Raw genomic sequence first — 23,628 nt, forward strand, 5'->3', positions numbered from 1 at the left:
GGTGGGGGGTGGTGCGGGGGGGTGATGTCGTATTCGACTCAGCTGCGTAGGTGTCGGCAGGGGCAGGTCGGCCTGGGCGGTGCTGGTGGCGGGCCCGGGCACGGGGCTTCTGTTGGCAAGCGATTAGCGAAAACCGACATTGAGGCCCCGCCCCGACCTGCGGCAGGGGCCTTACTTCGTACGGCGCGCCACAACGCACTCCCGGAAGGGGGCCCTGACGTGTCACGATTCAGGGCACGGCGTGCGGGGCGTCGGGTGCTTACCGCACCGGGAGGTGCGCGAGGGAGGGTGTCCGGTGTCAGCGGGTAGGGCCCGCCGGGGACGGCGGGACAACGGGCTCGACGCGAGCGAGTACGCGGTCGCCGGCGACGTGGATCCGCGCGTGGGCGAGCACCTGCTCGACGTGCTGGCCGCGGGCGGCATCGCCGCGTACCTGCAGCCGTCGGCCGACCTGAACCCGGTCACCCGCACCACCACCGTCCCGGCCCGCCCCGTGGACCGGCTCTACGTCGACCGCTCCCACCTGACGACCGCGCGCGACTACCTCACCCAGCTCGCCGAGGAGGCCCCCGCCGCGCCGGCCCGCGACGAGCCCGACGTCGACGCCGAGTGGGCCCGCATCGTGGCCGGCTTCCACACCGCGCCGGCCGCCGGGGCGCACCCCTGGCCCGCCGCCGAGGACATCGACGACAAGCCCGACGAGCAGCCGGCCGGCACGACCGGCCGGGTCGGCGCGGACGAGGGCGGCACCGCCACCGACGTACGCCGGCTGCCGTGGGCCGCCGACGTCTCGGGCGTCTCCGTCGGCGGGGGACGGCAGGACGAGCCGTCCCTGTTGGACGGGCTGGACACCTTCGGCGCCGGCCTGCCCGACGACGCCGACGAGCGCTACACCCCGCCGCCGCCACCGCCGCTGCCCCGCGTCTCCAAGTACGCGGTGGCCGGCGTGCTGGCCATCGTCGCCGGGTTCGTGCTCTTCCTGGAGCCGACGCTGCTGCCGGTGGACCCGTCCGTGGTGACCCTGCTCGGCTTCACCGGCATCCTCGCCGGCTTCGTGACGCTGATCTGGCGGCTGCGCCCCGGCGACTCCGACGACGACCCCGACGACGGCGCCCGCGTCTGAGGCGGCCCCATACGCCGGGTAGTGACCCGTCCCCACAGGCGGGCGGCGGATGCCCGAATTGCGGGACGCGCACCGCCCCCGGCATGGGGCGTAACAGTGGTGTAACTTACTGTCAGTAGGAATACCGCTGTACGTCACTTCCCGCACTGGCTGCCCGGTTGTTCCTTGCTAGCGGTGGTCGGTCTCTGCTGATCGGAATGCCCGAGATGCGACAGAGTTCCCTCGTGGTGGTGGCCAACCGCCTGCCCATCGACGACAGTGTGGCGCCCGACGGCGCCTGCGAATGGCGACGCAGCCCCGGCGGGCTGGTGAGCGCCCTGCACCCCCTGCTGCGGCACACGCCGGCCACCTGGGTCGGCTGGGCCGGCGGCACCGGGCCGGCGCCGAGCCTGCCCGACATCGGCAGCGTGCGAATGCGCGCCGTGCCGCTGAGCGGCGAGGACTTCCGCGACCACTACGAGGGCTTCGCCAACTCGACCCTCTGGCCGCTCTACCACGACGCGGTGGAGCAGCCGGAATACCACCGCCGCTGGTGGGAGGCGTACCAGCGGGTCAACCAGCGGTTCGCCGAGGCGACCGCCGAGGCGGCCGAGCAGGGCGCGGTGGTCTGGGTGCAGGACTACCACCTGCAACTGGTGCCCGGCCTGCTGCGCGAGCTGCGCCCCGACCTGCGGATCGGCTTCTTCCTGCACGTGCCGTTCCCGCCGCCGGAGCTGTTCATGCAGCTCCCCCGCCGGGCCGAACTGCTGCGCGGCATGCTCGGCGCCGACCTGATCGGCTTCCAGCGCGCCCAGGCCGCGCACAACTTCGCCCAGCTGGTGGCGAAGGTGCTGGAGCTGCCGGCGACCGACCGGCGCATCGGCGTCGACGACCGGGTGGTCCGCATCGGGGCGTTCCCGGTCTCGATCGACACCGCCGAGATGGCCGCGCTGGCCGCCCGCCCCGACGTGGTGGCGCGGGCCCAGCGGCTGCGCCACGACCTCGGCGACCCCGGCCACGTCATCCTCAGCGTCGACCGGATGGACTACACCAAGGGCATCGAGCAGCGGCTCAAGGCCTACAGCGAGCTGTTGGCCAGCGGGCACGTCAAGGTGCGCGACACGGTGCTGGTGCAGGTGGCGGTGCCCAGCCGGGAGCGGGTCACGCAATACCAGATCCTCCGCGACCGGGTCGAGCGCGAGGTGGGGCGGATCAACGGCGAGTTCGGCCGGGTGGGCGAGCCGGCCATCCACTACCTCACCCAGCCGTTCGACCGGGCCGAGCTGGCGGCGCTCTACCGGGTCGCCGACGTGATGGCGGTGACCCCGCTGCGCGACGGCATGAACCTCGTCGCGAAGGAGTACGTGGCGGCCCGGGTCGACGACACGGGGTCGCTGCTGCTCAGTGAGTTCGCCGGGTCGGCGGCCGAGCTGCCGCAGGCGTACCTGGTCAACCCGCACGACCTGGAGGGGCTCAAGCAGGGGCTGCTCTCGGCGCTCGAGGCCGACCCGGCCGACGTCACGCCGCGGATGCGGGCGATGCGCGAGCACCTGCACCGCAACGACATCCGGGCGTGGGCCCGCTCCTACCTCAGCGCCCTCGACGACGGCGGGTCGCTGCTGACCCACCTCGCCCCCACCGGCTGACCGGGCGCTCCGCACGACCGGCCGCTGCCGGCGCGCCCGGACGACGGGCCGCGCCGGCAGCGGGTCAGGCCGGCAGCGGGTCAGGCCGGCAGCGGGTCAGGCCGGTGGGTGTTCCTTCTCCAGCCAGTCCAGGATCGCGTCGATCGGCTCCCGCCAGCGGACGTCGAGCATCAGGTCGTGCCCCATGCCGGGGAAGAGCAGCGGCGCGCCGCCGTGCCGGCGGGCGGCCCGGCTCAGCGCGGCCGGCGGGACCACCCGGTCGTCGGGGCTGCCCACGACCAGCACGGGCGGGTCGCCCACGGCCGGCTCCGGGTCGCGGTGGGTCAGCAGCTGCCACTGGGCGCGCCGGCCGGCGTGGCCGAGCCGGGCGGCGTACCGGCGGGCCTCGGCGTCGGGCAGCTCGCGGCTGAACAGCTGCCGGCGGCTCAGCCGCAGCCCCGCGCCGACGAACGCGGGCAGGGTGCCGCCGGGGTTGCGGCGCAGCGCCGTGCCGAGCGTCGACCAGTCGCCGAGCACCGGGGCCGCCAGCACCGCCGCCCGCGCCGGATAGCGGGCCAGGGCGTGCCGCACCACCAGGGCCCCGGCGCCGTGCCCCACCAGCACCGCCTGGCGCGGCAGGCCCGCCGCCGCCTGCGTCACGTCATGGGTGTACGCCCGCAGCGTCGCCTCCGGCGCCGGCTCGCTGCCGCCGTGGCCGCGCAGGCTCAGCGCGTACGCCGGGAAGCCGCGACCGGCGGCGTGGCCGAGCCAGTGTTCGGCGAACGCCCACGCGCCGTGGCCGAAGCCGGGCACGAACAGCAGCGGTGGGCGGCCCTGCTCGACCTCGGGGAGCGCGCTGAGCACCTCGCGCCGGGCCGGGCGGACGGGCCGGGCCCACTCCCGGCCGCGCATGATCCGCACCCGCTGCTGCCGGCTCACTTCTCCTCCAGCTCGTGCATGGCGCGCTGGACGGCGCGCAGGTAGTCGGCGTGGCCCACCTCGAACCAGTGCCGGCTGCTGTCCTTGACCTTCCCCGAGTACCGCTCGCCGGCCCCGGCGGTGACCCGCTGCGCGAAGGCGGCGGCCCGCTCCGGTCGGCGCACGCGCAGCGCGAGCAGCCGGGCGAACAGGACGGTCTGCCAGTGCGACAGGGTGAAGATCCCCGAGTCGGGCTGGACCAGGCCGGCGACGGCGAGCGTCGGGTGGCCGGGGACGAACGCGTTGAGCCACAGCCGGGGCCGGCCCGCCTCGTCCGCGCCGAGCACCCGGGGGTCGAGGAACTCGAAGCGCGGCAGGTAGCCGGTGGCGAAGACGACCAGCTCCGGGTCGATCTCGCGGCCGTCGGTCAGCTCGACGGCCTTGGCGTGGAACCGGGCCACGTCCGGCACGGGGGTGATCTGGCCGTGGCCGACGTGGTAGACGAGCTGGCTGTTGGCGATGGGGTGGGTCTCGTAGACCCGGTGGTCGGGCTTGGGCAGGCCGAACCGGGTCAGGTCGCCGACGGTGAGCCGCAGCGTCCAGTGGTAGAGCCACTGCCGCACGCGCAGCGGCACCCGCAGGGCGAGCAGGCTGTCGTTGACCTGGTCGGCGGGGCGGCCGAGGACGTACTTGGGGGCGTACCAGTAGCCGCGGCGGGTGGAGTGCCAGCAGTGGGACGCCTGCTGGGCCGCCTCGACGGCGATGTCGCAGCCGGTGTTGCCGGCCCCGACGACCAGCACCCGCTTGCCGCGCAGTTGCGCCGGGTCCTTGTACGACGAGGCGTGCATGATCTCGCCCCGGAACTCCTCCAGCCCCTCGTAGCGGGGCAGCTTCGGCGACCAGTTGTGGCCGTTGGCGACGAGCACGGCGGCGTACCGGGAGGTGCGCTCGGGGCCGTACCCGCCGGTGCTGCGGGTGGTGACGTCCCAGCGGTCGCCGTCGACCGGCTCGACCCGGATCACCTCGGTGCCGAACCAGATGTGCTGGCGCAGGTCGAAGTGGTCGGCGTAGCGCTCGAAGTAGGTCAGCACCTGGCTGTGGTGCGGGTAGTCCGGCCAGTCGTCCGGCATCGGGAAGTCGGGGAACTGGGTGAACGGCCGCGACGAGATCAGGTGGGTGCTGGCGTAGACGGGGCTGCGGTCGTGCCGCCAGTTCCACGCGCCGCCGACGCCGGTCTCCCGCTCGTAGCAGTCGACGCCGAAGCCGTGCTCGCGCAGGTTCTTCACGGCGGTGAGGCCGCTGGCCCCGGCCCCGATGACGCAGACCGTGTCGCCTCGGTCGGAGACCGGTCGGGCGTCCCGGGGCGGGGCGAGCGTCGTCGCGTCCGGCTCGGGACGGCCGGGGTCGGTGGAGGGGGACACCGGATTCTCCTTATGTGCGGCACGAGTGCCGGAAATCATTCTCCTCATGCGCGGCATGAGCCGGGTCGCTGCGAAATCCTTCCGGTAACCCGACCGGTTTGTCCAGTCCCTGTGGACGGTGGGTCGCGCGGCCCGTCAGCCGGCGGCGGGCAGCAGCAGGTCGACCACGACCGGGAAGTGGTCGCTGGCCAGGCGGGCCTGCGGGGTGTCCACCACGTCGTAGTCGACCACGGTGATCCGGGGGTCGACGAAGACGGCGTCGATGCGGCGGCGCGGGTCGGCGCACGAGTAGGTGAGCCGGTCGGCGCGGTCGGCCGCGACCGCCGCGTCGGTCAGCCCCGCGCCGACGGTCGCCCACGCCGGGCCGTCCGGGCCCTCGTTGAGGTCGGCGCCGGCCACCACGGGCAGGTCGGCGGCGGCCAGCTCCCGCTTGAACGCCGCCGCCTGCGCGGGGCGCTCGGCCGGGTCGGTGGACAGGTGCGAGCCGGCCAGCAGGAACCGGGCCCCGCCGACGCGGCAGTCGGCGTACGCGGCGCCGCGCATGTGCCGGCCCGGGGTCAGCGGGTAGCGCTGGCAGCGGGTGTCGGCCACCCGCACGCGCAGGCTGGTCAGCAGCAGGTTGCCCAGCGACGGCAGGCCGCCGACGGCGACGACCAGCCCGAACGACTCGGCCAGCGACGCGCACTTCTGCCGCCACCGGAACCGCCGGGGCGCCTCCTGCACGATCACCACGTCGGGGGCGACCGCGCGGACCACCGCCGCCAGCGCGGCCTGGTCGTCGCGCTGGCTGTGCACGTTGTACGACACGACGCGCAGCGGCACTCCGCCCGGGGCCCCGGCCCCCTGGCCGGTCTCGGTCATCCCGGCCCGCCCTACAGCCGGCGGGCCAGGTCGGCGGCGCCGATCACGCCGGCGGTGTTGCCCAGCTCGGCGGGGAGCACCTCGGCGACGGGGAGCCGGCTGCGCTGGGCCAGCGCGTCGGTGAAGGAGCGCCGGGTCGGGCCGAGCAGCAGGTCGCCCGCGTCGACGACGCCGCCGCCGACGACGAGGACCTGCGGGTCGAGGATCTGCGCCATGTCGGCGAGGCTGGTGCCGAGCCAGCGCCCGACCTGCGCGAACGCCTCGGCGGAGACGGGGTCGCCGCCCTGGGCGGCGGCGGTCACCATCGGGCCGGTGACCGCCTCGGCCTCGCCGCCGGCCAGCTCCAGCAGGGCGACGGCCCGGTGCGGCTCCTGCCGGGCGGCGGCGCGGGCGAAGCGCACCAGGGCGCTGCCGCTGGCGTACTGCTCGATGCAGCCGAGCCGGCCGCAGCCGCACTGGTGGCCGTCGGGGACGGTGAGCATGTGGCCCAGTTCGGCGGCGATGCCGTGGGCGCCGCGCACCAGCTCGCCGCCGAGCACGATGCCGCCGCCGACGCCGGTGCCGATGGTGAACATGACCATGGAGTCGTCGGCGTGCCGGGCGGCGCCGTAGCGGAACTCGGCCCAGGCGGCGACGTTCCCGTCGTTCTCGACGATCACGGGCAGACCGGTGGCCCGGCTGACGTAGTCGCGCAGGGGCTCGTCGCGCCAGGCGAGGTTGGGCGCGAAGAGGACGGTGGAGCGGGTGGCGTCGATCCAGCCGGCCGCGCCGATGCCGACGGCGTCGATCTGCCGGCCGGCGGCGAGTTCGGTGACCACCTCGATGATGACGTCCCGGGTCTTGCCCACGTTGTCGGCGGGGGTGTCCCGTCGGGCCTGCACGAGTACGTTGCCGGTGTCGTCGACGACACCGCCGGCCACCTTCGTGCCACCGACGTCGACTCCGATGGTCAGCGTCACCGCTGCCACTCCCCTCTGCTGTGCTGCCCGGCACCGGCACGGCGTACGGCCGTGCCGGTGGGACGGGATGTCCGGTGGTCAGGCCCCGTCGCCTGGTGCGTCCCCTCCCGCGCCACCGGGGGCCCGCGACGCGGGCACCACGGGTCGGCCGGCCGGCGGCCGGGGAGCCCCCGGCGCGTCCGGCCCGGCGTCGTCGGCGGGCGGCACGGCGGCGGCCGGAACGCCCGGACCCTCCCCCCGGGTCGCGGCGGACCACACGTCCTCATCCGGCGCCGGGTGAGAATCATGCCCGGTACGGGTGGCCTCGCGCCACACGTGATCGCCCGATGCCTGGTCAGCCGCCGGTCGGGGCGGGGGCGCGGCGGGGTCACCGGGCGGTGGGCCACCGGCGGAGGGCTCGTCGGCCGACGCGAACGCGCGCAGCAGGCTGGCCACCCCGGCGGCCAGATCACCGGCTCCCGTGGCGAGCCGCTCGGCGAATTCCGGACTCGGGTCCCGCAACGCGGCGATACCGCGGCAGACCGGACAGATACAGCATTCGGCGGCACCGGTGGCGAAACCGCCGTGGCCGCCGCTGGCGGCCGGTCGCGTCGCCGCGCCGCCGGTGCTGTGACCGAGGACACTGGACACGATCCCACCGAGCGGACCCCACGGCCCCGCCCCGGAGCCGCCGCCCGACCCGGCGCCCGCGGCGGCCAGCCGGGCCGCCGCGAGGACCGTGGCGACCAGCCGCTCCGCCTCTTCCCGGGCCGAGCCCGGATCCGTACCCCCCATGGTCGGCTCCTCTACCGTGCCGGGCGTGCCGCAGCCGGTCGCGTCACCGCGCCGCACCGGTGTCTTCTACCCGGCGCTTGAGCTGCTTCAACGCCGCATCCATGATCATTTTCTCGGCCTTGCGGCGAAACATGCCGAGCATGCCCACGGAGAGCTCCACCTCCAGGGTGTAGGTCACCGTGGTCGTGCCGTCGGGGTTGCCGACGAGGTCGTACGACCCGCGCTGGGAGCGCTGCATCTTCGAGGGCGCCACCAGGTGCCACTCGATGCGGGAGATGTCCTCGGCGTACTCGTAGGCCAGCACGTACTCGTCGGCCAGCACCCCGGCGTCGAGGGTGAAGCGGACCTGGCTGGCGTAGCCGTCCTCGTACTCCTCGACGACCTCGGTCCGGCGCACCGCGTCGGTCCATTCCGGGTAGCGCGCGAAGTCGCAGATGACCGCCGCCACCCGCTCCGGTGACGCGCCGATGACGATCGACTGGGTGGAGGAGTCCGCCATGGGGGGAGGCTACCCGGCAACCTGCCTGGCGCACCCACCTGGGCGGGCGGGTAGGTTTCGACAGAGCCGACCCGTCCGGGGCCCCGGCCCGCCCGGGAAGTGCGAGCACGAGGGAGTGCAGGTGCGCGAGTTCTCCGTTCCGCCGATCGTCACCGTCGGCGACTCGGCCAACCTCACCGACCCGGTCTGGGACAATGCCGAGACCGCCCCGGAGGCCGTCCAGTTCGCCCGCCCCGCCGCCGCGCCGGCCTCCGGCTGGGTCGAGGTGACCTGCCGGCAGTTCCGCGACGAGGTGGTCGCGTTGGCCCGGGGGCTGGTCGCCGCCGGCGTCTCCCCCGGCGACCGGGTCGGCCTGATGAGCCGCACCCGCTACGAGTGGACCCTGTTCGACTACGCCATCTGGGCGGCCGGCGCGGTCACCGTGCCGATCTACGAGACGTCCAGCGCCGAGCAGGCCGCCTGGATCCTGGCCGACTCCGGCGCGGTCGCCGCCGTGGTCGAGACGACCGCCCACGCCACCCTCGTCGAGGGCGTCCGCGACCGGCTCCCCGAGCTGGCCCACCTCTGGCAGATCGAGCTGGGCGCGGTCGACGAGCTGGTCGCCGCCGGGGCCTCGGTCGACCCGGTCGAGGTCGACCGGCGGCGCACGGGGGTCAAGGCCGACGACGTCGCCACCATCATCTACACCAGCGGCACCACCGGCCGGCCCAAGGGCTGCGTGCTGACCCACCGCAACATGTACGCCGACATCGCCAACGCCGTGCCGGTGCTACCGAACCTCTTCCTGCGCCCGGGCGCGTCGACCCTGCTGTTCCTTCCCCTCGCGCACGCCTTCGCCCGGCTCATCCAGATCGGCGTGGTGCAGGCCCGGGCCACCATGGCGCACTGCGCCGACACGAGGAACCTGGTCGCCGAGCTCCAGGCCTTCCGGCCGACCTTCGTGCTGTCGGTGCCCCGGGTCTTCGAGAAGGTCTACAACGGGGCCCGGCAGAAGGCCGAGGCCGACGGCAAGGGCAAGATCTTCGACCGGGCCGAGCAGGTCGCCGTGGCGTACAGCGAGGCGCTGGAGTCGCCGGGCGGGCCGGGCGTGGCGCTGCGCGTGCAGCACGCGGTCTTCGACAAGCTGGTCTACCGCAAGCTGCGGGCCGCCCTCGGCGGCCGGTGCCGCGACGCGATCTCCGGCGGCGCGCCGCTCGGGGCCCGCCTCGGGCACTTCTTCCGGGGCATCGGGGTGACCATCTGCGAGGGGTACGGGCTGACCGAGACCTCCCCCGCCGCCGCCGCGAACCTGCCCGACGCCACGAAGATCGGCACCGTAGGCCGGCCGCTGCCCGGCGTGACCATCCGGATCGCCGACGACGGCGAGATCCTGATCTCCGGCGACCTGATCTTCCAGGGCTACTGGCGCAACGAGGAGGCCACCGCCGAGGCGCTCAGCCCGGACGGCTGGTTCCGCACCGGTGACCTCGGCCAGCTCGACGCCGACGGCTTCCTCAGCATCACCGGCCGCAAGAAGGAGATCATCGTGACCGCCGGCGGCAAGAACGTCGCCCCGGCGGTGCTGGAGGACCAGGTCCGGGCGCACCCGCTGATCAGCCAGTGCGTCGTCGTCGGCGACCGGCAGCCGTTCATCGCCGCGCTGGTCACCATCGACGAGGAGGCGCTGCCGAAGTGGCTGGCCGCCCACGGCCGCCCCGAGGACACCGGCGTCGACGAGCTGCGCGACGACGAGGCGCTGCGCGCCGAGGTGCAGGGCGCGGTCGACCAGGCCAACCAGGCCGTCTCCAAGGCCGAGGCGATCAAGGTGTTCCGGATCCTGCCGCACGACTTCACCGAGGCCACCGGGGAACTCACCCCGTCGCTGAAGGTCAAGCGGCAGGTCGTGCACACCACGTACGCGGCGGAGATCGCGGAGATCTACCGGCGCTGACTACGATCCGTCACGTGCCCGACTCCTCGACACCCGCCCGGCCGCCGACGCAGCCGCTCGCCACCGCCGCGCGCGTGGTGATGCTCGCGCTGGTCGCCGTCCTCACCCTCTTCGCCACCCACGACGCCGGCCAGCTCTGGTGGATCGCCCTGCTCGGCGTCGCCGGGCTGCCCGCCGCCCTCGCCCCCCAGCACCGGCTGCTCGGCCCGCTCAGCCGCTTCGCCGAGGTGGTGGTGCTGGGGCTGGCCGCGAGCCAGGTCGCCGCGGTCACCACCCTCAACGGCACGATCGGCGGCCTCGGCGCGTCGGCCGTACTGCCGTACCTCGCCGTCCCGGTGACGGTGACCGCGCTGCGCCGACGGTTCCGCGAGGGCGCGGCGCTGCTCGCCGTCACCGCCGCCACCCTGCTGATCAGCGCCGCCCTCACCCAGGTCGACGGCGGCCGGCAGCTCGGCCAGCCGGGCTACCTGGCGGTCTGCGCGCAGTGGCTGATCCTCGCCGGCCTGGGCCTCTACACCGCCGGCACCCTGCACCGGGTGATCCGGGTCCGCAGCGAGGGCAAGCCCCAGCCGTACGCGGAGGCGACCCGGCTGCTGACCCAGTTGCGCACGGTGGCCCGGCAGCTGCCGGGGGCGACCCTCGACCCGGGCGGCATCTCCGAGCACCTGCTGGAGGAGCTGCGCACCGTGGCCCGGGCTGAGCGGGCGGCGGTGCTCTCCGCCAGCGGCGGCGGCCGGCTGGTGGTGCTCGCCCAGGTGGGCGTGGACCGGGTCGACTGGGAGACCACGCTCGACGCCGACTCGGCGATCGCCGACGCTTGGGCCAGCCAGCAGCCGCAGACCGCCAGCCGCTCGCAGGCCCGCTCGCACACCGGCGGCGACGTCTCCGCGCTGATCGTGCCGCTGGTCGCCGGGGTCCGCACGGTCGGCATGCTGGTGATGGAGGCGGACGTCGCGCAGGCGTACCCGCCGCCGGTGGTGTCCCGGGTGACCGCGCTGACCCGCCCGGCGGCGCTGCGGCTGGAGGCCGCGCTGCTGTTCGACGAGGTCCGTTCGCTGGCCACCAACGAGGAGCGGCAGCGGCTGGCCCGGGAGATCCACGACGGGGTCGCCCAGGAGCTGGTCATGGTCGGGTACGGCATCGACAACGCCCTGGCGTACGTGGAGGAGGACCCGAAGGAGACGGCCGAGGCGCTGCGCACCCTGCGCGGCGAGGTGACCCGGGTCATCACCGAGCTGCGGCTGAGCCTGTTCGAGCTGCGCAGCGAGGTGGACCGGCACGGGGGCCTGGCCGCCGCCATCGCCGAGTACGCGCGCACCGTCGGGGCGTCCGGCGGGCTGCGGGTGCACCTGTCGCTGGACGAGTCCACCGCGCGGCTGCCCGCCGCGACCGAGGCCGAACTGTTGCGTATCGCGCAGGAGGCGGTCACCAACGCCCGCAAGCACGCCGGGGCGGCGAACCTGTGGGTCACCTGTGAGGTGGACCCCCCGTACGCGCAGATCGAAGTGTCGGATGACGGTCACGGCATCGGTGAGCAGCGCACGGACGGGCACTACGGTCTTGCGATCATGGCCGAGAGGGCGGAACGTATCCGGGGCCGATTGGAGATCAGGCCGCGCCAACCCAGTGGCACGACCGTGGCGGTGGTGCTCGGCTCCTCGCCCCGGCGCGATAGGGTGCGCGGCAAGGCGGCAGCAGCAGAAGGGGAGTAACCCGAGGATGACCACAAGCCCGACACCGGCGACCCGCACCAAGGTCCTCCTTGTCGACGATCACGATCTGATCCGCAAGGGGCTGCGGCACGCCTTCGAGCGTGACCGGCAGTTCGAGGTCGTCGGTGAGGCCGCCACGGCGGCGGAGGGGGTCCGGCAGGCCGGCGCCCTCCAGCCCGACGTGGTGATCATGGACCTGCGGCTGCCCGACGGCAGCGGCCTGGAGGCCACCCGCGCGCTCCGCAAGTCCAGCGCGTCGATGGGCATCGTCGTGCTCACCATGTACGCGGGCGACGACCAGCTCTTCGGTGCGCTGGAGGCCGGTGCGAGCGCGTTCGTGCCGAAGACGGCCCCGGCCGACGAGGTCGTGGCCGCCGCCCGGCACGCCGCCTCCTCGCCGAGCGCGTTCACGGCGGCCGACCTGGCCGAGGCGATGAAGCGGCGGCTCGCGCCGTCCGGCCCGCAGCTCTCCCCCCGCGAGGGTCAGGTGCTGCGGCTGCTCGCCGACGGGATGAGCGTGGCCGGCATCGCCAAGCAGCTCTTCGTCAGCGAGTCGACGGCCAAGACCCACATCTCGAAGCTCTACGAGAAGCTGGGCGCGGCCAACCGGGCGCAGGCGCTGATGACGGCGCTGCGGCTCGGCCTGCTCGAAGCGCCCGACGCCCCGAAGTTCTGACGCCGTCCCGCCCGGCCGGCAGTCACCGGCCGGGGGGCTTGCGCGACGGCCGGCGGGTCCGGTCAACGGGACCCTCCGGCCGGCCGGGCGCGACGACGGCGGCCCTCTCTGGTCACCCGCCCGGCGGGCGGGGCAGAATACCCGGGTGACCCGCGCGGGCGGCGTGGCCCGCGTCGTTGACAAAAGGGGTAGGGCATGCAGCGGCCGGACTGGGCACCCGACACGATCGACATCGAGCGCCCCAGCGTGGCCCGCATGTACGACTACTATCTCGGCGGCTCGCACAACTTCGCCGCCGACCGGGCCGCCGCGCGGGCGATGGTGGCCGCGGTGCCCGACGCCCCGTTGATGGCCCAGGCCAACCGGGCGTTCCTGCGCCGGGCGGTGCAGTTCCTCGCCGAGCAGGGCATCCGCCAGTTCCTCGACATCGGCTCCGGCATCCCGACCGTCGGCAACGTGCACGAGATCGCCCAGCGGATCGCCCCGGAGTCCCGGGTGGTCTACGTCGACGTCGACCCGGTGGCCGTGGCGCACAGCCGGGAGATCCTCAGCGGCAACGACCGGGCGGTCGTCCTGCAGGAGGACCTGCGCCACCCGGAGCGGATCCTGGCCCACCCCGAGGTCAACCGGATGCTCGACTTCTCCCAGCCGGTCGCGGTGATGATCGTGGCGGTGCTGCACTTCGTGCCCGACGAGGACCGGCCCGACGAGATCCTGCGGACCCTGCGCGCGGCGCTCGCCCCGGGCAGCTACCTGGTGCTGTCGCAGGCCAGCGACGACGACCGGCAGGACACCGGGGAACGCGAGGAGGCCGAGGCGGTCTACCAGCGCACCGACAACCCGCTGGTCATCCGCAGCCGGCGGCAGCTGACCGCCCTCTTCGACGGCTTCGGGCTGGTCGACCCGGGGGTGGTCTGGGTGCCGCAGTGGCGGCCCGAGACCCCGGAGAGCGCCGAGGACGCCGAGAAGGCGGTCTTCATGGGTGGCGTCGGGCGGCTCGGTGGGTGAGCATCCGGACGACCCGTCAGGCCCGTCAGCTCCCGGCGGGCCCTGCCCGGGGGTGCCCGCCTGCTGCCCGAGCGTGTTCGCCCGGGCCTGGGCGAAGGCGGTCTCCGGCACCAGCTACCTGCCGATGACGCAGGCCCAGCTGGAGGCGTTGCTGCACCGGCTCACCGGGCGGCTGGCCGCAGCGCTGGTGTCCGAGCCGTTCGACGTGCGGGTCGGCCACCAGGTCGGCGCCGAGCTGGTGGCGGCGCACATCGCCTCCGCCGAGGGCCTGGGCCGGACCATCGAGGTCATCCAGCTCCGGCTGCTGCGCGACCTGGGGCTGGTCACCGAGGACGTCGAGGACCGGATGGCCCGGCTGCTGGCCACCGTGGCGACGGGCTACGCCCGGGCGCTGCGGGACCGGACGCTCGACGAGCAGGAGTCGATCCGCCGGGCCGCGATGGTGGCCCGCGCGGAGGCCGAGCGGGCCCTGCGGGACAGCGAGGCCCGGTTCCGCCACCAGGCCACCCACGACCCGCTGACCGACCTGCCCAACCGCACGCTGTTCACCGAGCGGCTGGCCGCCGCGATCGACTCCCCCGGCCGGGGCGCGGACCGGGTCGGGGTGTGCTTCCTCGACCTGGACCGCTTCAAGGTGGTCAACGACTCCCTCGGCCACCAGGTCGGCGACATGCTGCTGGTGTCGGTGGCCGACCGGCTGCGCCGCGCGCTCGGCGAGCACCTGGTCGCCCGCCTCGGCGGCGACGAGTTCGTCATCCTGGTCGAACGCACGGCGGGCACCGACGACGTGGTGAAGGTGGCCGAGACGGCGCTCGCGGCGGTCAGCGAACCGGCCCTGGTCGACGGTCACGAGCTGACCGTGTCGGCGAGCATCGGCATCGTCGAGCGTCCCGTGGCCGGCACCACCCCGGTCGACCTGATGCGGGCCGCCGACGCCACGCTGCACTGGGCCAAGGCGGACGGCGGCGCGCGCTGGTCGCTGTTCGACGTCGAGCGCAGCCGCCGCGAGCTGGCCCGGTACGCCCTGTCCGCGGCGATACCGGCGGCCCTCGACCGGGGCGAGTTCCACCTCGACTACCAGCCGCTGACGTCCCTGCGCGACGGCCGGGTGCTCGGCGTCGAGGCGCTGGTCCGCTGGCGGCACCCGGAGCTGGGCAAGCTCTACCCGGGCAGCTTCATCGAGCTGGCCGAGGAGACCGGGCTGATCGTGCCGCTGGGCAGCTGGGTGCTCGCCGAGGCGTGCCGGGAGGCGGCGTCCTGGTCGTCGTTCGGCGCCGCCGCGCCGTTCGTCAGCGTCAACCTGGCGGTCCGCCAGGTGCACCGCCCCGGCCTGGTGCGGGAGGTGCGCGACGTCCTCGAACGCACCGGTCTGCCGCCCGAGCGGCTCCAGCTGGAGGTCACCGAGAGCACCATGATGAGCGCGGTGGAGGAGCCGGTGCGCGCCCTGCGGGTGCTGGCCGACATGGGCGTGCGGATCGCCATCGACGACTTCGGCACCGGCTACTGCAACCTGGCGTACCTGCGGGACCTGCCGGTGACCGAGCTGAAGGTGGCCGGGGAGTTCGTGGCGGGGCTGCGCGCCCCGGCGGACGACCCGGCGAGCCGCACCGACGAGCGGATCCTCGCCTCCCTGGTCTCGCTGGCGCACGCGCTGGACCTGACCGTGACGGCCGAGGGGGTCGAGACCGAGGGGCAGGCCGACCGGCTGCGGGCCATCGGCTGCGACGCCGCCCAGGGCTGGCACTTCGGCAAGCCGGCGCCCGCCGCGCGCCTGCTGGAGCGCCTGTCCGCCGGCTGAGGCGGCGGGGTTAGCCGGCGAGGAGGGCGGCCAGGCGGGCGGCCTGGGTCTCCCAGCGCCACTCCCGCTCCACCCAGGCCCGGCCCGCCGCGCCGAGCTGCCGGGCCAGGTCCCGGTCGGCGAGCAGGGTGGCCACCCGGTCGGCGAGCTGGGCGACGTCGCGGCCGGGGACCACGTACCCCGTCTCGCCCTCGCGGACGGCGTCCGGCGCGCCGCCGGAGTCGCCGGCCACCACCGGCAGGCCCGTGGCCGACGCCTCCAGGTAGACGATGCCGAGCCCCTCGACGTCCAGGCCCCGGTTGCGGGTGCGGCAGGGCATCGCGTAGACGTCGCCGGCCGCGTAGTGGGCCGGCAGCTCCGCCGCGGGCACCGAGCCGGTGAAGACGACGTCCCGCTCGACGCCGGTCTGCCGGGCCAGCTTCTCCAGGTCGCCCCGGTAGGGCCCGCCGCCGACGACCAGCAGCGCCGCGTCGGGCACCCGGCGGCGGATCTCCGGCAGGGCCCGGATCAGCATGTCCTGGCCCTTGCGCGGCACCAGGCGGGAGACGCAGACCACCACCGGCCGGTCCGCGAGACCGAGCCGGGCCCGCACCGGCTCGCCGTCGACCGACGGATGGTACGTGTCGACGTCGACCCCGGGGGCCAGCCGGTGCAGCTCCGTCAGCCCGTGCAGCGCCCGCTCCAGCCGGACCCGGGTGTACTCGCCCAGGTAGGTGATCACGTCCGCGCCGCGGCCGATCCGGCGCAGCGCCGTGCGGGCACCGGGCAGCGCGGCCCACCCCACCTCGTGCCCGTGGGTCAGGGCGACCACCCGGCGGACCCCGGCGCGGCGGCGCAGCCCGGCGGCGAGCAGCCCGAGCGGGGCCGCCGCCCCGAACCAGACGGTGTCGCAGTCGTGCCGGCGGGCCAGCCGGGCGGCCCGGCGGGCGATCAGCGGGGTGGGCAGCAGCACCTTGGTGCGCTCCCGCACCACCTCGAACGGCTGGTCGGCGTCGAACTTCTCCGCCCCCCGCCAACTGGAGGCGTAGACCACCACGGAGCCGGTGGGCTGGCGCACGGCGAGGTTGTGCACGAAGGACTGGATGCCGCCCGGGCGGGGCGGGAAGTCGTTGGTGATCAGCAGCGTGCGGCTCATCGGCCGGTCTCCCTGGCATAGGCGCGGGCGGCGGCCATCCGCTCGACCGTGGACGGGTGCGACGCCGAGTAGAGGTATTCCCAGCGGGGCGGGTCGGGGTCGGCCAGGTTCACCCCGGCCAGGCGGCGCTGCATCGCCTCGAAGGTGGCCGGGTCGCCGGTGAGGGCGAGGGCGTGCGCGTCGGCCCGCGCCTCGACCCGGCGGGACACCAGCGCCTGGGCCGGTGCGGTCACCAGGCCGGCCACCGTGACCAGCGCGAGCAGCAGCGGGAACGCGCGCGGCTCGGCGATCGAGTCGACGCCGGCCAGGCGCAGCAGCGGGCCGGCGGAGCCGAGCAGGTAGAGCACGACCACGCCCAGCGCGGCGCCCAGCGCCCCGGTGAGGGTGCCCGTCCAGACGTCGCGGTCCTTGGCGTGCCCCAGCTCGTGGGCGACGACGCTGGTCACCTCGGCCGGGGTCGCCTCGCGCAGCAGCGTGTCGTAGACGACGACCCGGCGGGTCGGCCCGAGCCCGGAGACGTACGCGTTGACCGCGCGGGTGCGCCGGGACGCGTCGGCGACCAGCACGTCGCGCACCGGCACCCCGTCGCGGGCCGCCATGGCCGTCAGCTCGGTGCGCAGCGGGCCCTGCTCCATCGGGGTGAACCGGTTGAACACCGGCTCCACCAGCACCGGCAGCACGAACGACAGCAGCACCACCAGCCCGGCCGCGCCGGCCGCGCCGAGGGCCCACCACCAGCGCGGGGCGAGCCGGACGACGGTGTAGAAGCCGAGCAGGGCGAGCGCGCCGATCACGGCGCTGACGGCGTACGACTTGAGCAGGTCGGTCGTCCAGCCGGCCCAGCCCTGGGTGCTCAGCCCGTAGCGGGTGAGGATCGTCTGCCGCCAGGCGGCGAACGGCAGGGTGAACAGGTCGGCGACGAGCAGCACGGCGAGCCCGCCGAGCACCGCCTGGGCGATCCAGTGGCCGCCGAACGGGCGGGCCACCAGCTCCACCAGGCGACCGCCCAGCGGGGTCAGGCCGACGGCCAGGGCCACCAGCAGGCCCACGGCGAGGGCGGCCCAGCCGCCGGGGCGCAGCGCGCCACGGAAGGCACGGGCCCGGGCGACCTGCTCGGCGGGGAGGTCCCGCAGGGCGGCGAGCTGGTCGGCTCGCGGGGCGGGCGGCCGGTGCCAGGGCACGAGCAGGGCGACGGCGACGAGCAGCGCGACGGTGAGCCCGGCGAGGGTGAGCACCGCCCAGCCGCGCGGCGTCACCGGGCCACCCCGCGCTCGCCTCGTGCGCGCCCCATCCGTCGCTCCTCCCGCCGTGAGCGCTCATCCTATTGCCGGCGGCGGCAGGGCCGACCGGGGTGGTCACGTCGTCATGTCGGGGACATGGCGGTATCGGCATGCCCCCGTCCCAGCCCGACCCGGCGGGCGGGTGGGCGGGCGCTACGCGGCGCGGCGGCGGGTCCGGCTGGGACGGGGCACCCGGGGCGGGGGCGTGGCCGCGTCGACGGCGGGCGACGCGCTGGCGGCGGGCAGCACCTCGACGTCGAAGCCGGCGCGGGCGAACACCTCGATGGCCCGCAGCTCGCCGGGGCCGAGATCCGCCCCGGGGGCCTCGTCGTCGAGCAGGGCGGTCACCAGGCAGCCGCCGCAGCCCGCGCCCCGGACCCGGCACCTGTCGCAGTCGATCAGCATCGTTCCTCCTGAAGCGATGCGTCGGTGGACGGGCCGGGGCGGCGTCGCCACCGCCCGACCACCGTCGGTCACGCCGACACTACGGCCGGGGTACGACAGATTCGGACAACCGGCCAACTTCCGCCCCAGAACCGCGCAAGGAGTCCGGCCGTGCGCACGGCCACCGGGCCGCGACGAGCCGGGAACGGGGCGGCGTGGCCGGTCAGGACCGGGCGAGGCGGCGCAGCAGCGAGTCGGCGCCGAGCGGGTACGCGCCGTGCCGGCGTACCCCGTCGGCGACCTCGCGGTCGGAGGAGACCACGACGACCGGGCGGCCGGGCGGCTCGGCCCGGACCAGCCGGCGGATCAGCTCGTCGGCGGTCTCGCCCTTGCGGGAGAAGAGCACCCGCACGCCGCGCGGGGCCGGCGGCAGGCCGTGCATCCGCTCGGCGCCGTCGAAGACCACGGTGACCTCGTCCCCGGTCTGCGCCGCGATCCCGCCCAGCCCGGTGATCAGCCGCTTGCGCTGCTGCTCCAGCGACATCTCGCCGAAGCCCCGCTTCGTCACGTTGTAGCCGTCCACCACCAGGTGCGCCTTCGGCAGCGCGAGCAGCTGGTCGAGCCGGGCCGGGTCGTCGGTGTCGCGGGCCCGGGTGGCGGCGCCGGCCGGGGTGGCGTTGGGCTGGTCGGCGAAGGTGTCGGCCACGAAGTCGGCGGGGAGCCGGTCGACCGGGTCGAGCGCCAGCTCGCGGCGCAGCCCGACGGCGGCCTGCCCGATCGTCTCCAGCAGCAGCCAGAGCTTCGCGTCGTCGACGGAGCGGGCCTCCTTGGCGCTGGCGCGGGCCACCCCGGCCGCCGCCTCGGCCTCGGCCAGCCGGGCCCGGGCGCGACGCAGCTCGGCGTCCGCCTCGGTCGCGGCGCGGCTGGCCCGGCCCCGCTCGGTGGCCAGCAGCTCGGCCGCCCTGCGCTCCCGGGCCTGTGCCTCGCGCAGCGTGCGGGCGAGCTGCCGGTGCTCCTCGCGGAGCTGGCCGAGCTCGTCGCGGACCCGGGCCAGCTCGTCGCGGAGCTTGTCGGCCTCGACCCGGGCCACGGCCCGGTCGTGCTCGGCCCGGGTGGCGCGCTGCTCGGCCTCGCGGACCAGCTCGTCGACGACGGCCTTGTCCGCCTCGGCGCGCACCGCCGCCCCGCTGGCGTCGATCAGCTCCCGCCAGCCCCGGGGCCGGGCCAGGTAGGCCAGCGCGGCGACCTCAACCGGGTCGGCCGCGGCGGGGGCGGTGCCGGCGACCACAGCGGCGCCGAGGTCGCCGGAGTCGGCGAGCACCCGGGCGGTGATCCGCTGCCGGAACAGCGGATCGGCGGTGAGCTGGGCGGCGATCATCGGCGCGCCCAGCCGGGCCCGCCGGTTGGGCGCGAACTTGGCCACCCGGCGCAGCGGCACGGGCACCTCGTCGCCGGGCAGGACCGGCAGGACGGCGGCGGTGAGCGCGACGATCCGCTGCCGCACGGGCTCCGGCAGCGTCGGCTCCGGCTCGGACTCGGGCCCTGGTTCCGGCTCGGACTCCGACAGCCTCGGCTCAGACTCGGGCTCCGACAGCTCCGACTCCGTCCCCGGCTCCTGCTCGGGCACGGTGCCCGCCCCGGCGGTCGGGGCGTCCTCACCGGGGTGGCGCACGGCGGCGACCGACTCCTCCTGCGGGAGGTTGTCGTCGTGCGGCTCGGTGAGGGGCATGTGGCAAGTCTCCCACCGCGACCGGGCCCACCGCCCGGTGAGTGAGCTGATCTCTCATCCTAGCCCCAGGGGTGACCCGTGGGGCTGTTGTTGCGCGAGTGTCGGACCCGGGGTCTACCGTGCCCGGGGTGGGCGGAGCGGAATACGTCCAGCAGGCGCTCGCCGGGCTGGGCCAGGCGGCGGGCGGCGGCGTGGATCCGGCGCTGCCGCTGTACGCGACGACGTTCGTGGTGGTCGACCTGGAGACCACGGGCGGCGCGCCGGACGGCGGCGGCATCACCGAGATCGGCGCGGTGAAGGTGCGCGGCGGCGAGGAGCTGGGCGTGCTGGCCACGCTGGTCAACCCGGGCGTGCCGATCCCCCCGTTCATCACCGTGCTGACCGGCATCACCCAGGCCATGCTGATTCCCGCGCCGCCGATCGAGCAGGTGCTGCCGAGCTTCCTGGAGTTCGTCGCCGACGCGGTGCTGGTCGCGCACAACGCGCCGTACGACGTCGGTTTCCTCAAGGCCGCCTGCGCCCGGCACGGCTACCGCTGGCCCAACCCCCGGGTGCTGGACACGGCGGCGCTGGCCCGGCGGGTGCTCAGCCGCGACGAGGTGCCCAACCGCAAGCTGGGCACCCTGTCGGCCTACTTCCGCACGGCCACCCGGCCCACCCACCGGGCGCTCGACGACGCAAAGGCCACCGTCGACGTGCTGCACGGCCTCATCGCGCGCCTCGGCGGGCACCGGGTCGACACCCTCGGGGAGGCGATCGAGTTCGCCCGGGCGGTCACCCCGACGCAGCGGCGCAAGCGCCACCTCGCCGACGGGCTGCCGAAGGTGCCGGGGGTCTACATCTTCCGGGCCGCCGACGACCGGCCGCTCTACGTCGGCACCTCCGGCGACATCGCCACCCGGGTGCGCAGCTACTTCACGGCCGCCGAGAAGCGGGCCCGGATGTCGGAGATGCTGGCCGCCGCCGAGCGGGTGGAGGCGGTCGAGTGCGCCCACTCGCTGGAGGCCGAGGTGCGCGAGCTGCGGCTGATCGGCGCGCACGCGCCGCCGTACAACCGGCGGTCCAAGTTCCCCGAGCGGATGGTCTGGCTCAAGCTCACCGACGGGCCCTACCCCCGGTTGTCGGTGGTGCGGTCGCTGGCCCCCGGCGACGAGGCCTACCTCGGCCCGTTCGGCTCGCAACGGGCGGCGGAGCTGGCCGCCGCCGGCTTCCACGACGCGCTCCCGCTGCGCCAGTGCACCCACCGGTTGTCGCTGCGCACGGTCACCCCGGCGTGCGCGCTGGCCGAGCTGGGTCGCTGCCCGGCACCCTGCGAACACCGGATCACCCCGGGGGAGTACACGGCCCGCGCCGTCGACCCGTTCCGCGCGGCCACCGCCACCGACCCGGGGTCCGTGGTGCACGCGCTGCTGGCCCGCATCGGGGCGCTGGCGGCCGACCAGCGGTACGAGGAGGCGGCGGTGGTGCGGTCCCGGCTCGCGGCGGTGCTGCGGGCCACCGTCCGGATGCAACGGTTGACCGCGCTGGCCGGGATCGCCGAGCTGGCCGCCGCCCGGCCGGCCGCCCGGGGCGGCTGGGAACTGGCCCTGGTCCGGCACGGTCGGCTGGCCGGGGCCGGGGTCTCCCCGCCCGGTGTCCACCCGCGACCGACGATCGAGTTGATCCGGGCGACCGCCGAGACGGTGCCGCCCGGCCCCGGCCCGGTGCCCCGGGCCTCCGCCGAGGAGTCCGAGCGCATCCTGTCCTGGTTGGAGCGACCCGAGACCCGGTTGGTGGAGATGTCCTCCGGCTGGGCGTCCCCGGCCGCCGGGGCGGCCCGCTTCCGTGACCTGCTCAGCAAGATCGAGAGCGCCGCATCTCACCAACTCTCGACCGAACGCCCATGACCAAGTGACCGATCGGACGACCTCGACTCGCTTAGGCTGTTAAGGAAGTGCAGTACTGCCCGTTTCGTGGGCCTGCTCCCGGTCGCCGTGCCCGGTGACCGAGGGGCCGGGGTGAGGAGGTGTCCCTCGTGGACGTCGACGCCGGACACGGCGCCGCCCTGGGGGGCGCGCTCCCGACCCAGCCGGGCGACCTGCCCCTGGCGCGGCGGCTGCGGTCGCTGCTGAGCTGGCCCACCGGCGAAACAGACCCGGTCACCCACCTGATCCGCACGCACCGGGGCATCCACCCCGGCACGGAGGCGTCGGTGCTGCGCCGGGCGTACACGATCGCGGAGAACATGCACCGCGGCCAGTTCCGCAAGAGCGGCGAGCCGTACATCACCCACCCGCTCGCGGTCGCCCAGATCTGCGCCGAGCTGGGCATGGACGCCACCACGCTGGTGGCCGCGCTGCTGCACGACACGGTGGAGGACACCCGCTACACGCTGCAGGCCCTCGCGGAGGACTTCGGCGGCGAGGTGGCCCACCTGGTCGACGGGGTGACGAAGTTCGACAAGGCGTTCTACGGCAAGGCCGCGGAGGCGGAGACCACCCGCAAGATGATCGTCGCGGCCGGCAAGGACGTCCGGGTCCTGATCATCAAGCTGGCCGACCGGCTGCACAACATGCGCACCCTCGGGGTCCGCTCGGCCGCGTCGCGGGAGCGGATCGCCCGCAAGACGCTGGAGGTGCTCGTCCCGCTCTGCGACCGGCTCGGCATCCAGACCCTCAAACGCGAGCTGGACGACGTGGTGCTGCTGCACCTGGAGCCCGACGAGCACGCCCGCATCGCGCGGTTCGTGCACGACCGGCCCGGCTGGTCGGCATACCTGGCCGACGTGGTCGCCAAGGCGAAGGTGGCGCTGCGCCGCAGCCGCGTCGACGCCCAGGTCTCCCCCCGCCCCCGGCACCTCTACTCGATCTGGAAGGACACCGTCGCCGGCGGGCACAGTGTGCCGTTCGACCTGCCTCGGATCGTGATCGTCGTGGACGGGCCGGCGACCGACTGTTACGCCGCCCTCGGCGCGGTGCACGGCCTCTGGCGGCCCGTGCCGGGCCGGTTCAAGGACTTCATCGCCTCCCCGAAGAACAACCTCTACCGCTCCCTGCACACCAGCGTCTGCGGGCCGAAGGACCGCACGGTCGAGGTGCTGATCCGCACCGAGGAGATGCACCGCGCCGCCGAGTACGGCATCGCCGCCGACTTCCGTTTCCCGCGCCCCGCCGGGGCGGCCGCGCAGGCCGAGCAGCTCGACTGGCTGCGCCGGGTGCTCGACTGGGAGCAGGAGGCGCCCGACCCGGCGCAGTTCCTGGAGTCGCTGCGCTGCGACCTGGCCGAGGCGCAGATCCAGGTCGTCGTCGAGGGGCGGCAGGTGGTGCTGCCGGCAGGCGCCACCCCGGTCGACGTGGCGTACGAGCTGGGCCCCGACCGGGGCGACCGCTGCCTGGCGGCCCGGATCAACGGCCGGCTCGCCCCGCTCTCCTCCGAGCTGGAGGAGGGCGACGTGGTGGAGATCTTCACCGAGTCCGACGCGGAGTCCGGCTTCGAGGCGGACGTCGCCCCGCGCGGCCCCCGCCGGGAGTGGCTCGGTTTCGTCAAGTCCCCGCACGCCCAGATGCAGATCAACCGCTGGTTCGCCGAGCACACCGAGCCGGGCATCTCCATCGCCGACAAGGTCCGCCTCGGCCGGGCCACGATCGGGCTGGCGCTGCGCAAGCACGACCGGGGGCTGGCCAACGACCTGCCGCTGCTACGGCTGTCCGAGGAGCTGGGCTACCCCGACCTGGAGACCCTGCTGGTGGCGGTCTTCGACCGGGCGCTCGAACCGGACGCGGTGGTCCTGCAGCTCATCGACCTGGTCGACCACCGCCAGTGACGTTTTCGCCCCCGG

19 protein-coding genes are annotated in these 23,628 nt (G+C 75.1%); 9 read left to right on the top strand and 10 right to left on the bottom strand.

Features of this window, described 5'->3' with window-relative positions; genetic code table 11:
• Positions 1-295 precede the first annotated feature (295 nt).
• Positions 296-1,123, top strand: a complete 828-nt coding sequence (locus LPA42_RS26170) for a hypothetical protein (RefSeq protein ID WP_077939005.1) — start codon at positions 296-298, stop codon at positions 1,121-1,123.
• Between the two features lie 206 nt (positions 1,124-1,329).
• A complete protein-coding gene (locus tag LPA42_RS26175; RefSeq protein ID WP_077939011.1) occupies positions 1,330-2,748 on the top strand; it encodes a trehalose-6-phosphate synthase in 1,419 nt (472 codons plus the stop codon).
• A 96-nt stretch (positions 2,749-2,844) separates the two neighbouring features.
• Here LPA42_RS26175 and LPA42_RS26180 read toward each other — a convergent pair whose 3' ends face one another.
• The 6 genes from LPA42_RS26180 to LPA42_RS26205 form a co-directional block, all read right to left on the bottom strand.
• Complete coding sequence (locus tag LPA42_RS26180) at positions 2,845-3,639, bottom strand: alpha/beta hydrolase (RefSeq protein ID WP_077939010.1); 795 nt, start codon at positions 3,637-3,639, stop codon at positions 2,845-2,847.
• Positions 3,640-3,662: 23 nt separating this feature from the next.
• A complete protein-coding gene (locus tag LPA42_RS26185) occupies positions 3,663-5,066 on the bottom strand; it encodes an NAD(P)/FAD-dependent oxidoreductase (protein WP_077939004.1) in 1,404 nt (467 codons plus the stop codon).
• A gap of 135 nt (positions 5,067-5,201) precedes the next feature.
• Positions 5,202-5,927 carry an endonuclease/exonuclease/phosphatase family protein gene (locus LPA42_RS26190; RefSeq protein WP_077939003.1) on the bottom strand — a complete coding sequence of 242 codons (726 nt, stop codon included), beginning with the start codon at positions 5,925-5,927 and terminating at the stop codon, positions 5,202-5,204.
• An 11-nt stretch (positions 5,928-5,938) separates the two neighbouring features.
• Positions 5,939-6,895: an ROK family glucokinase gene (locus tag LPA42_RS26195; protein WP_176734398.1), complete on the bottom strand. Its 957-nt coding sequence runs from the start codon at positions 6,893-6,895 to the stop codon at positions 5,939-5,941.
• Between the two features lie 69 nt (positions 6,896-6,964).
• Complete coding sequence (locus LPA42_RS26200; protein WP_077939009.1) at positions 6,965-7,660, bottom strand: hypothetical protein; 696 nt, start codon at positions 7,658-7,660, stop codon at positions 6,965-6,967.
• A 43-nt stretch (positions 7,661-7,703) separates the two neighbouring features.
• The gene (locus tag LPA42_RS26205; RefSeq protein WP_043967200.1) at positions 7,704-8,159 is read right to left on the bottom strand and encodes an SRPBCC family protein; all 456 of its coding nucleotides are present in this window, start codon (positions 8,157-8,159) and stop codon (positions 7,704-7,706) included.
• A 121-nt stretch (positions 8,160-8,280) separates the two neighbouring features.
• Here LPA42_RS26205 and LPA42_RS26210 point away from each other — a divergent pair, with 121 nt between their 5' ends.
• From LPA42_RS26210 to LPA42_RS26230, 5 genes are all read left to right on the top strand, one after another.
• Positions 8,281-10,089: a long-chain fatty acid--CoA ligase gene (locus LPA42_RS26210; protein WP_077939008.1), complete on the top strand. Its 1,809-nt coding sequence runs from the start codon at positions 8,281-8,283 to the stop codon at positions 10,087-10,089.
• 74 nt (positions 10,090-10,163) lie between these two features.
• Complete coding sequence (locus tag LPA42_RS26215; RefSeq protein ID WP_077939007.1) at positions 10,164-11,801, top strand: GAF domain-containing sensor histidine kinase; 1,638 nt, start codon at positions 10,164-10,166, stop codon at positions 11,799-11,801.
• Positions 11,802-11,808: 7 nt separating this feature from the next.
• Positions 11,809-12,477 carry a response regulator transcription factor gene (locus LPA42_RS26220; RefSeq protein WP_007072219.1) on the top strand — a complete coding sequence of 223 codons (669 nt, stop codon included), beginning with the start codon at positions 11,809-11,811 and terminating at the stop codon, positions 12,475-12,477.
• A 195-nt stretch (positions 12,478-12,672) separates the two neighbouring features.
• Positions 12,673-13,485, top strand: a complete 813-nt coding sequence (locus LPA42_RS26225) for an SAM-dependent methyltransferase (RefSeq protein WP_077939002.1) — start codon at positions 12,673-12,675, stop codon at positions 13,483-13,485.
• 124 nt (positions 13,486-13,609) lie between these two features.
• Positions 13,610-15,283: a bifunctional diguanylate cyclase/phosphodiesterase gene (locus tag LPA42_RS26230; protein WP_176734399.1), complete on the top strand. Its 1,674-nt coding sequence runs from the start codon at positions 13,610-13,612 to the stop codon at positions 15,281-15,283.
• Between the two features lie 10 nt (positions 15,284-15,293).
• Here LPA42_RS26230 and LPA42_RS26235 read toward each other — a convergent pair whose 3' ends face one another.
• The 4 genes from LPA42_RS26235 to LPA42_RS26250 form a co-directional block, all read right to left on the bottom strand.
• Positions 15,294-16,418 (bottom strand): glycosyltransferase family 4 protein, encoded by a 1,125-nt coding sequence (locus LPA42_RS26235; RefSeq protein ID WP_043967192.1) that lies wholly within the window; start codon positions 16,416-16,418, stop codon positions 15,294-15,296.
• Complete coding sequence (locus tag LPA42_RS26240) at positions 16,415-17,674, bottom strand: M48 family metallopeptidase (RefSeq protein ID WP_077939001.1); 1,260 nt, start codon at positions 17,672-17,674, stop codon at positions 16,415-16,417. The genes LPA42_RS26235 and LPA42_RS26240 overlap by 4 nt, the downstream gene beginning before the upstream one ends.
• Before the next feature lie 177 nt (positions 17,675-17,851).
• Positions 17,852-18,103, bottom strand: a complete 252-nt coding sequence (locus LPA42_RS26245) for a hypothetical protein (protein WP_228986930.1) — start codon at positions 18,101-18,103, stop codon at positions 17,852-17,854.
• Positions 18,104-18,305: 202 nt separating this feature from the next.
• Positions 18,306-19,811 (bottom strand): NYN domain-containing protein, encoded by a 1,506-nt coding sequence (locus LPA42_RS26250; protein ID WP_077939000.1) that lies wholly within the window; start codon positions 19,809-19,811, stop codon positions 18,306-18,308.
• A gap of 128 nt (positions 19,812-19,939) precedes the next feature.
• Here LPA42_RS26250 and LPA42_RS26255 point away from each other — a divergent pair, with 128 nt between their 5' ends.
• Both LPA42_RS26255 and LPA42_RS26260 read left to right on the top strand, forming a co-directional pair.
• Positions 19,940-21,697: a DEDD exonuclease domain-containing protein gene (locus tag LPA42_RS26255; RefSeq protein WP_096761684.1), complete on the top strand. Its 1,758-nt coding sequence runs from the start codon at positions 19,940-19,942 to the stop codon at positions 21,695-21,697.
• Positions 21,698-21,825: 128 nt separating this feature from the next.
• On the top strand, positions 21,826-23,613 hold the full coding sequence (locus LPA42_RS26260) for a bifunctional (p)ppGpp synthetase/guanosine-3',5'-bis(diphosphate) 3'-pyrophosphohydrolase (RefSeq protein WP_077938998.1): 1,788 nt from the start codon (positions 21,826-21,828) through the stop codon (positions 23,611-23,613).
• Positions 23,614-23,628 lie beyond the last annotated feature (15 nt).

Source organism: Micromonospora sp. DH13 (assembly GCF_020873825.1).
Classification (GTDB): domain Bacteria; phylum Actinomycetota; class Actinomycetes; order Mycobacteriales; family Micromonosporaceae; genus Micromonospora; species Micromonospora haikouensis.

Bases quoted from the DNA above. Each gene is read 5' to 3' on its own strand.
- LPA42_RS26175 (WP_077939011.1), top strand. From the start codon at position 1,330: ATGCGACAGAGTTCCCTCGTGGTGGTGGCCAACCGCCTGCCCATCGAC.
- LPA42_RS26180 (WP_077939010.1), bottom strand. From the start codon at position 3,639: ATGCGCGGCCGGGAGTGGGCCCGGCCCGTCCGCCCGGCCCGGCGCGAG.
- LPA42_RS26190 (WP_077939003.1), bottom strand. From the start codon at position 5,927: ATGACCGAGACCGGCCAGGGGGCCGGGGCCCCGGGCGGAGTGCCGCTG.
- LPA42_RS26200 (WP_077939009.1), bottom strand. From the start codon at position 7,660: ATGGGGGGTACGGATCCGGGCTCGGCCCGGGAAGAGGCGGAGCGGCTG.
- LPA42_RS26205 (WP_043967200.1), bottom strand. From the start codon at position 8,159: ATGGCGGACTCCTCCACCCAGTCGATCGTCATCGGCGCGTCACCGGAG.
- LPA42_RS26220 (WP_007072219.1), top strand. From the start codon at position 11,809: ATGACCACAAGCCCGACACCGGCGACCCGCACCAAGGTCCTCCTTGTC.
- LPA42_RS26225 (WP_077939002.1), top strand. From the start codon at position 12,673: ATGCAGCGGCCGGACTGGGCACCCGACACGATCGACATCGAGCGCCCC.
- LPA42_RS26230 (WP_176734399.1), top strand. From the start codon at position 13,610: ATGACGCAGGCCCAGCTGGAGGCGTTGCTGCACCGGCTCACCGGGCGG.
- LPA42_RS26235 (WP_043967192.1), bottom strand. From the start codon at position 16,418: ATGAGCCGCACGCTGCTGATCACCAACGACTTCCCGCCCCGCCCGGGC.
- LPA42_RS26245 (WP_228986930.1), bottom strand. From the start codon at position 18,103: ATGCTGATCGACTGCGACAGGTGCCGGGTCCGGGGCGCGGGCTGCGGC.
- LPA42_RS26250 (WP_077939000.1), bottom strand. From the start codon at position 19,811: ATGCCCCTCACCGAGCCGCACGACGACAACCTCCCGCAGGAGGAGTCG.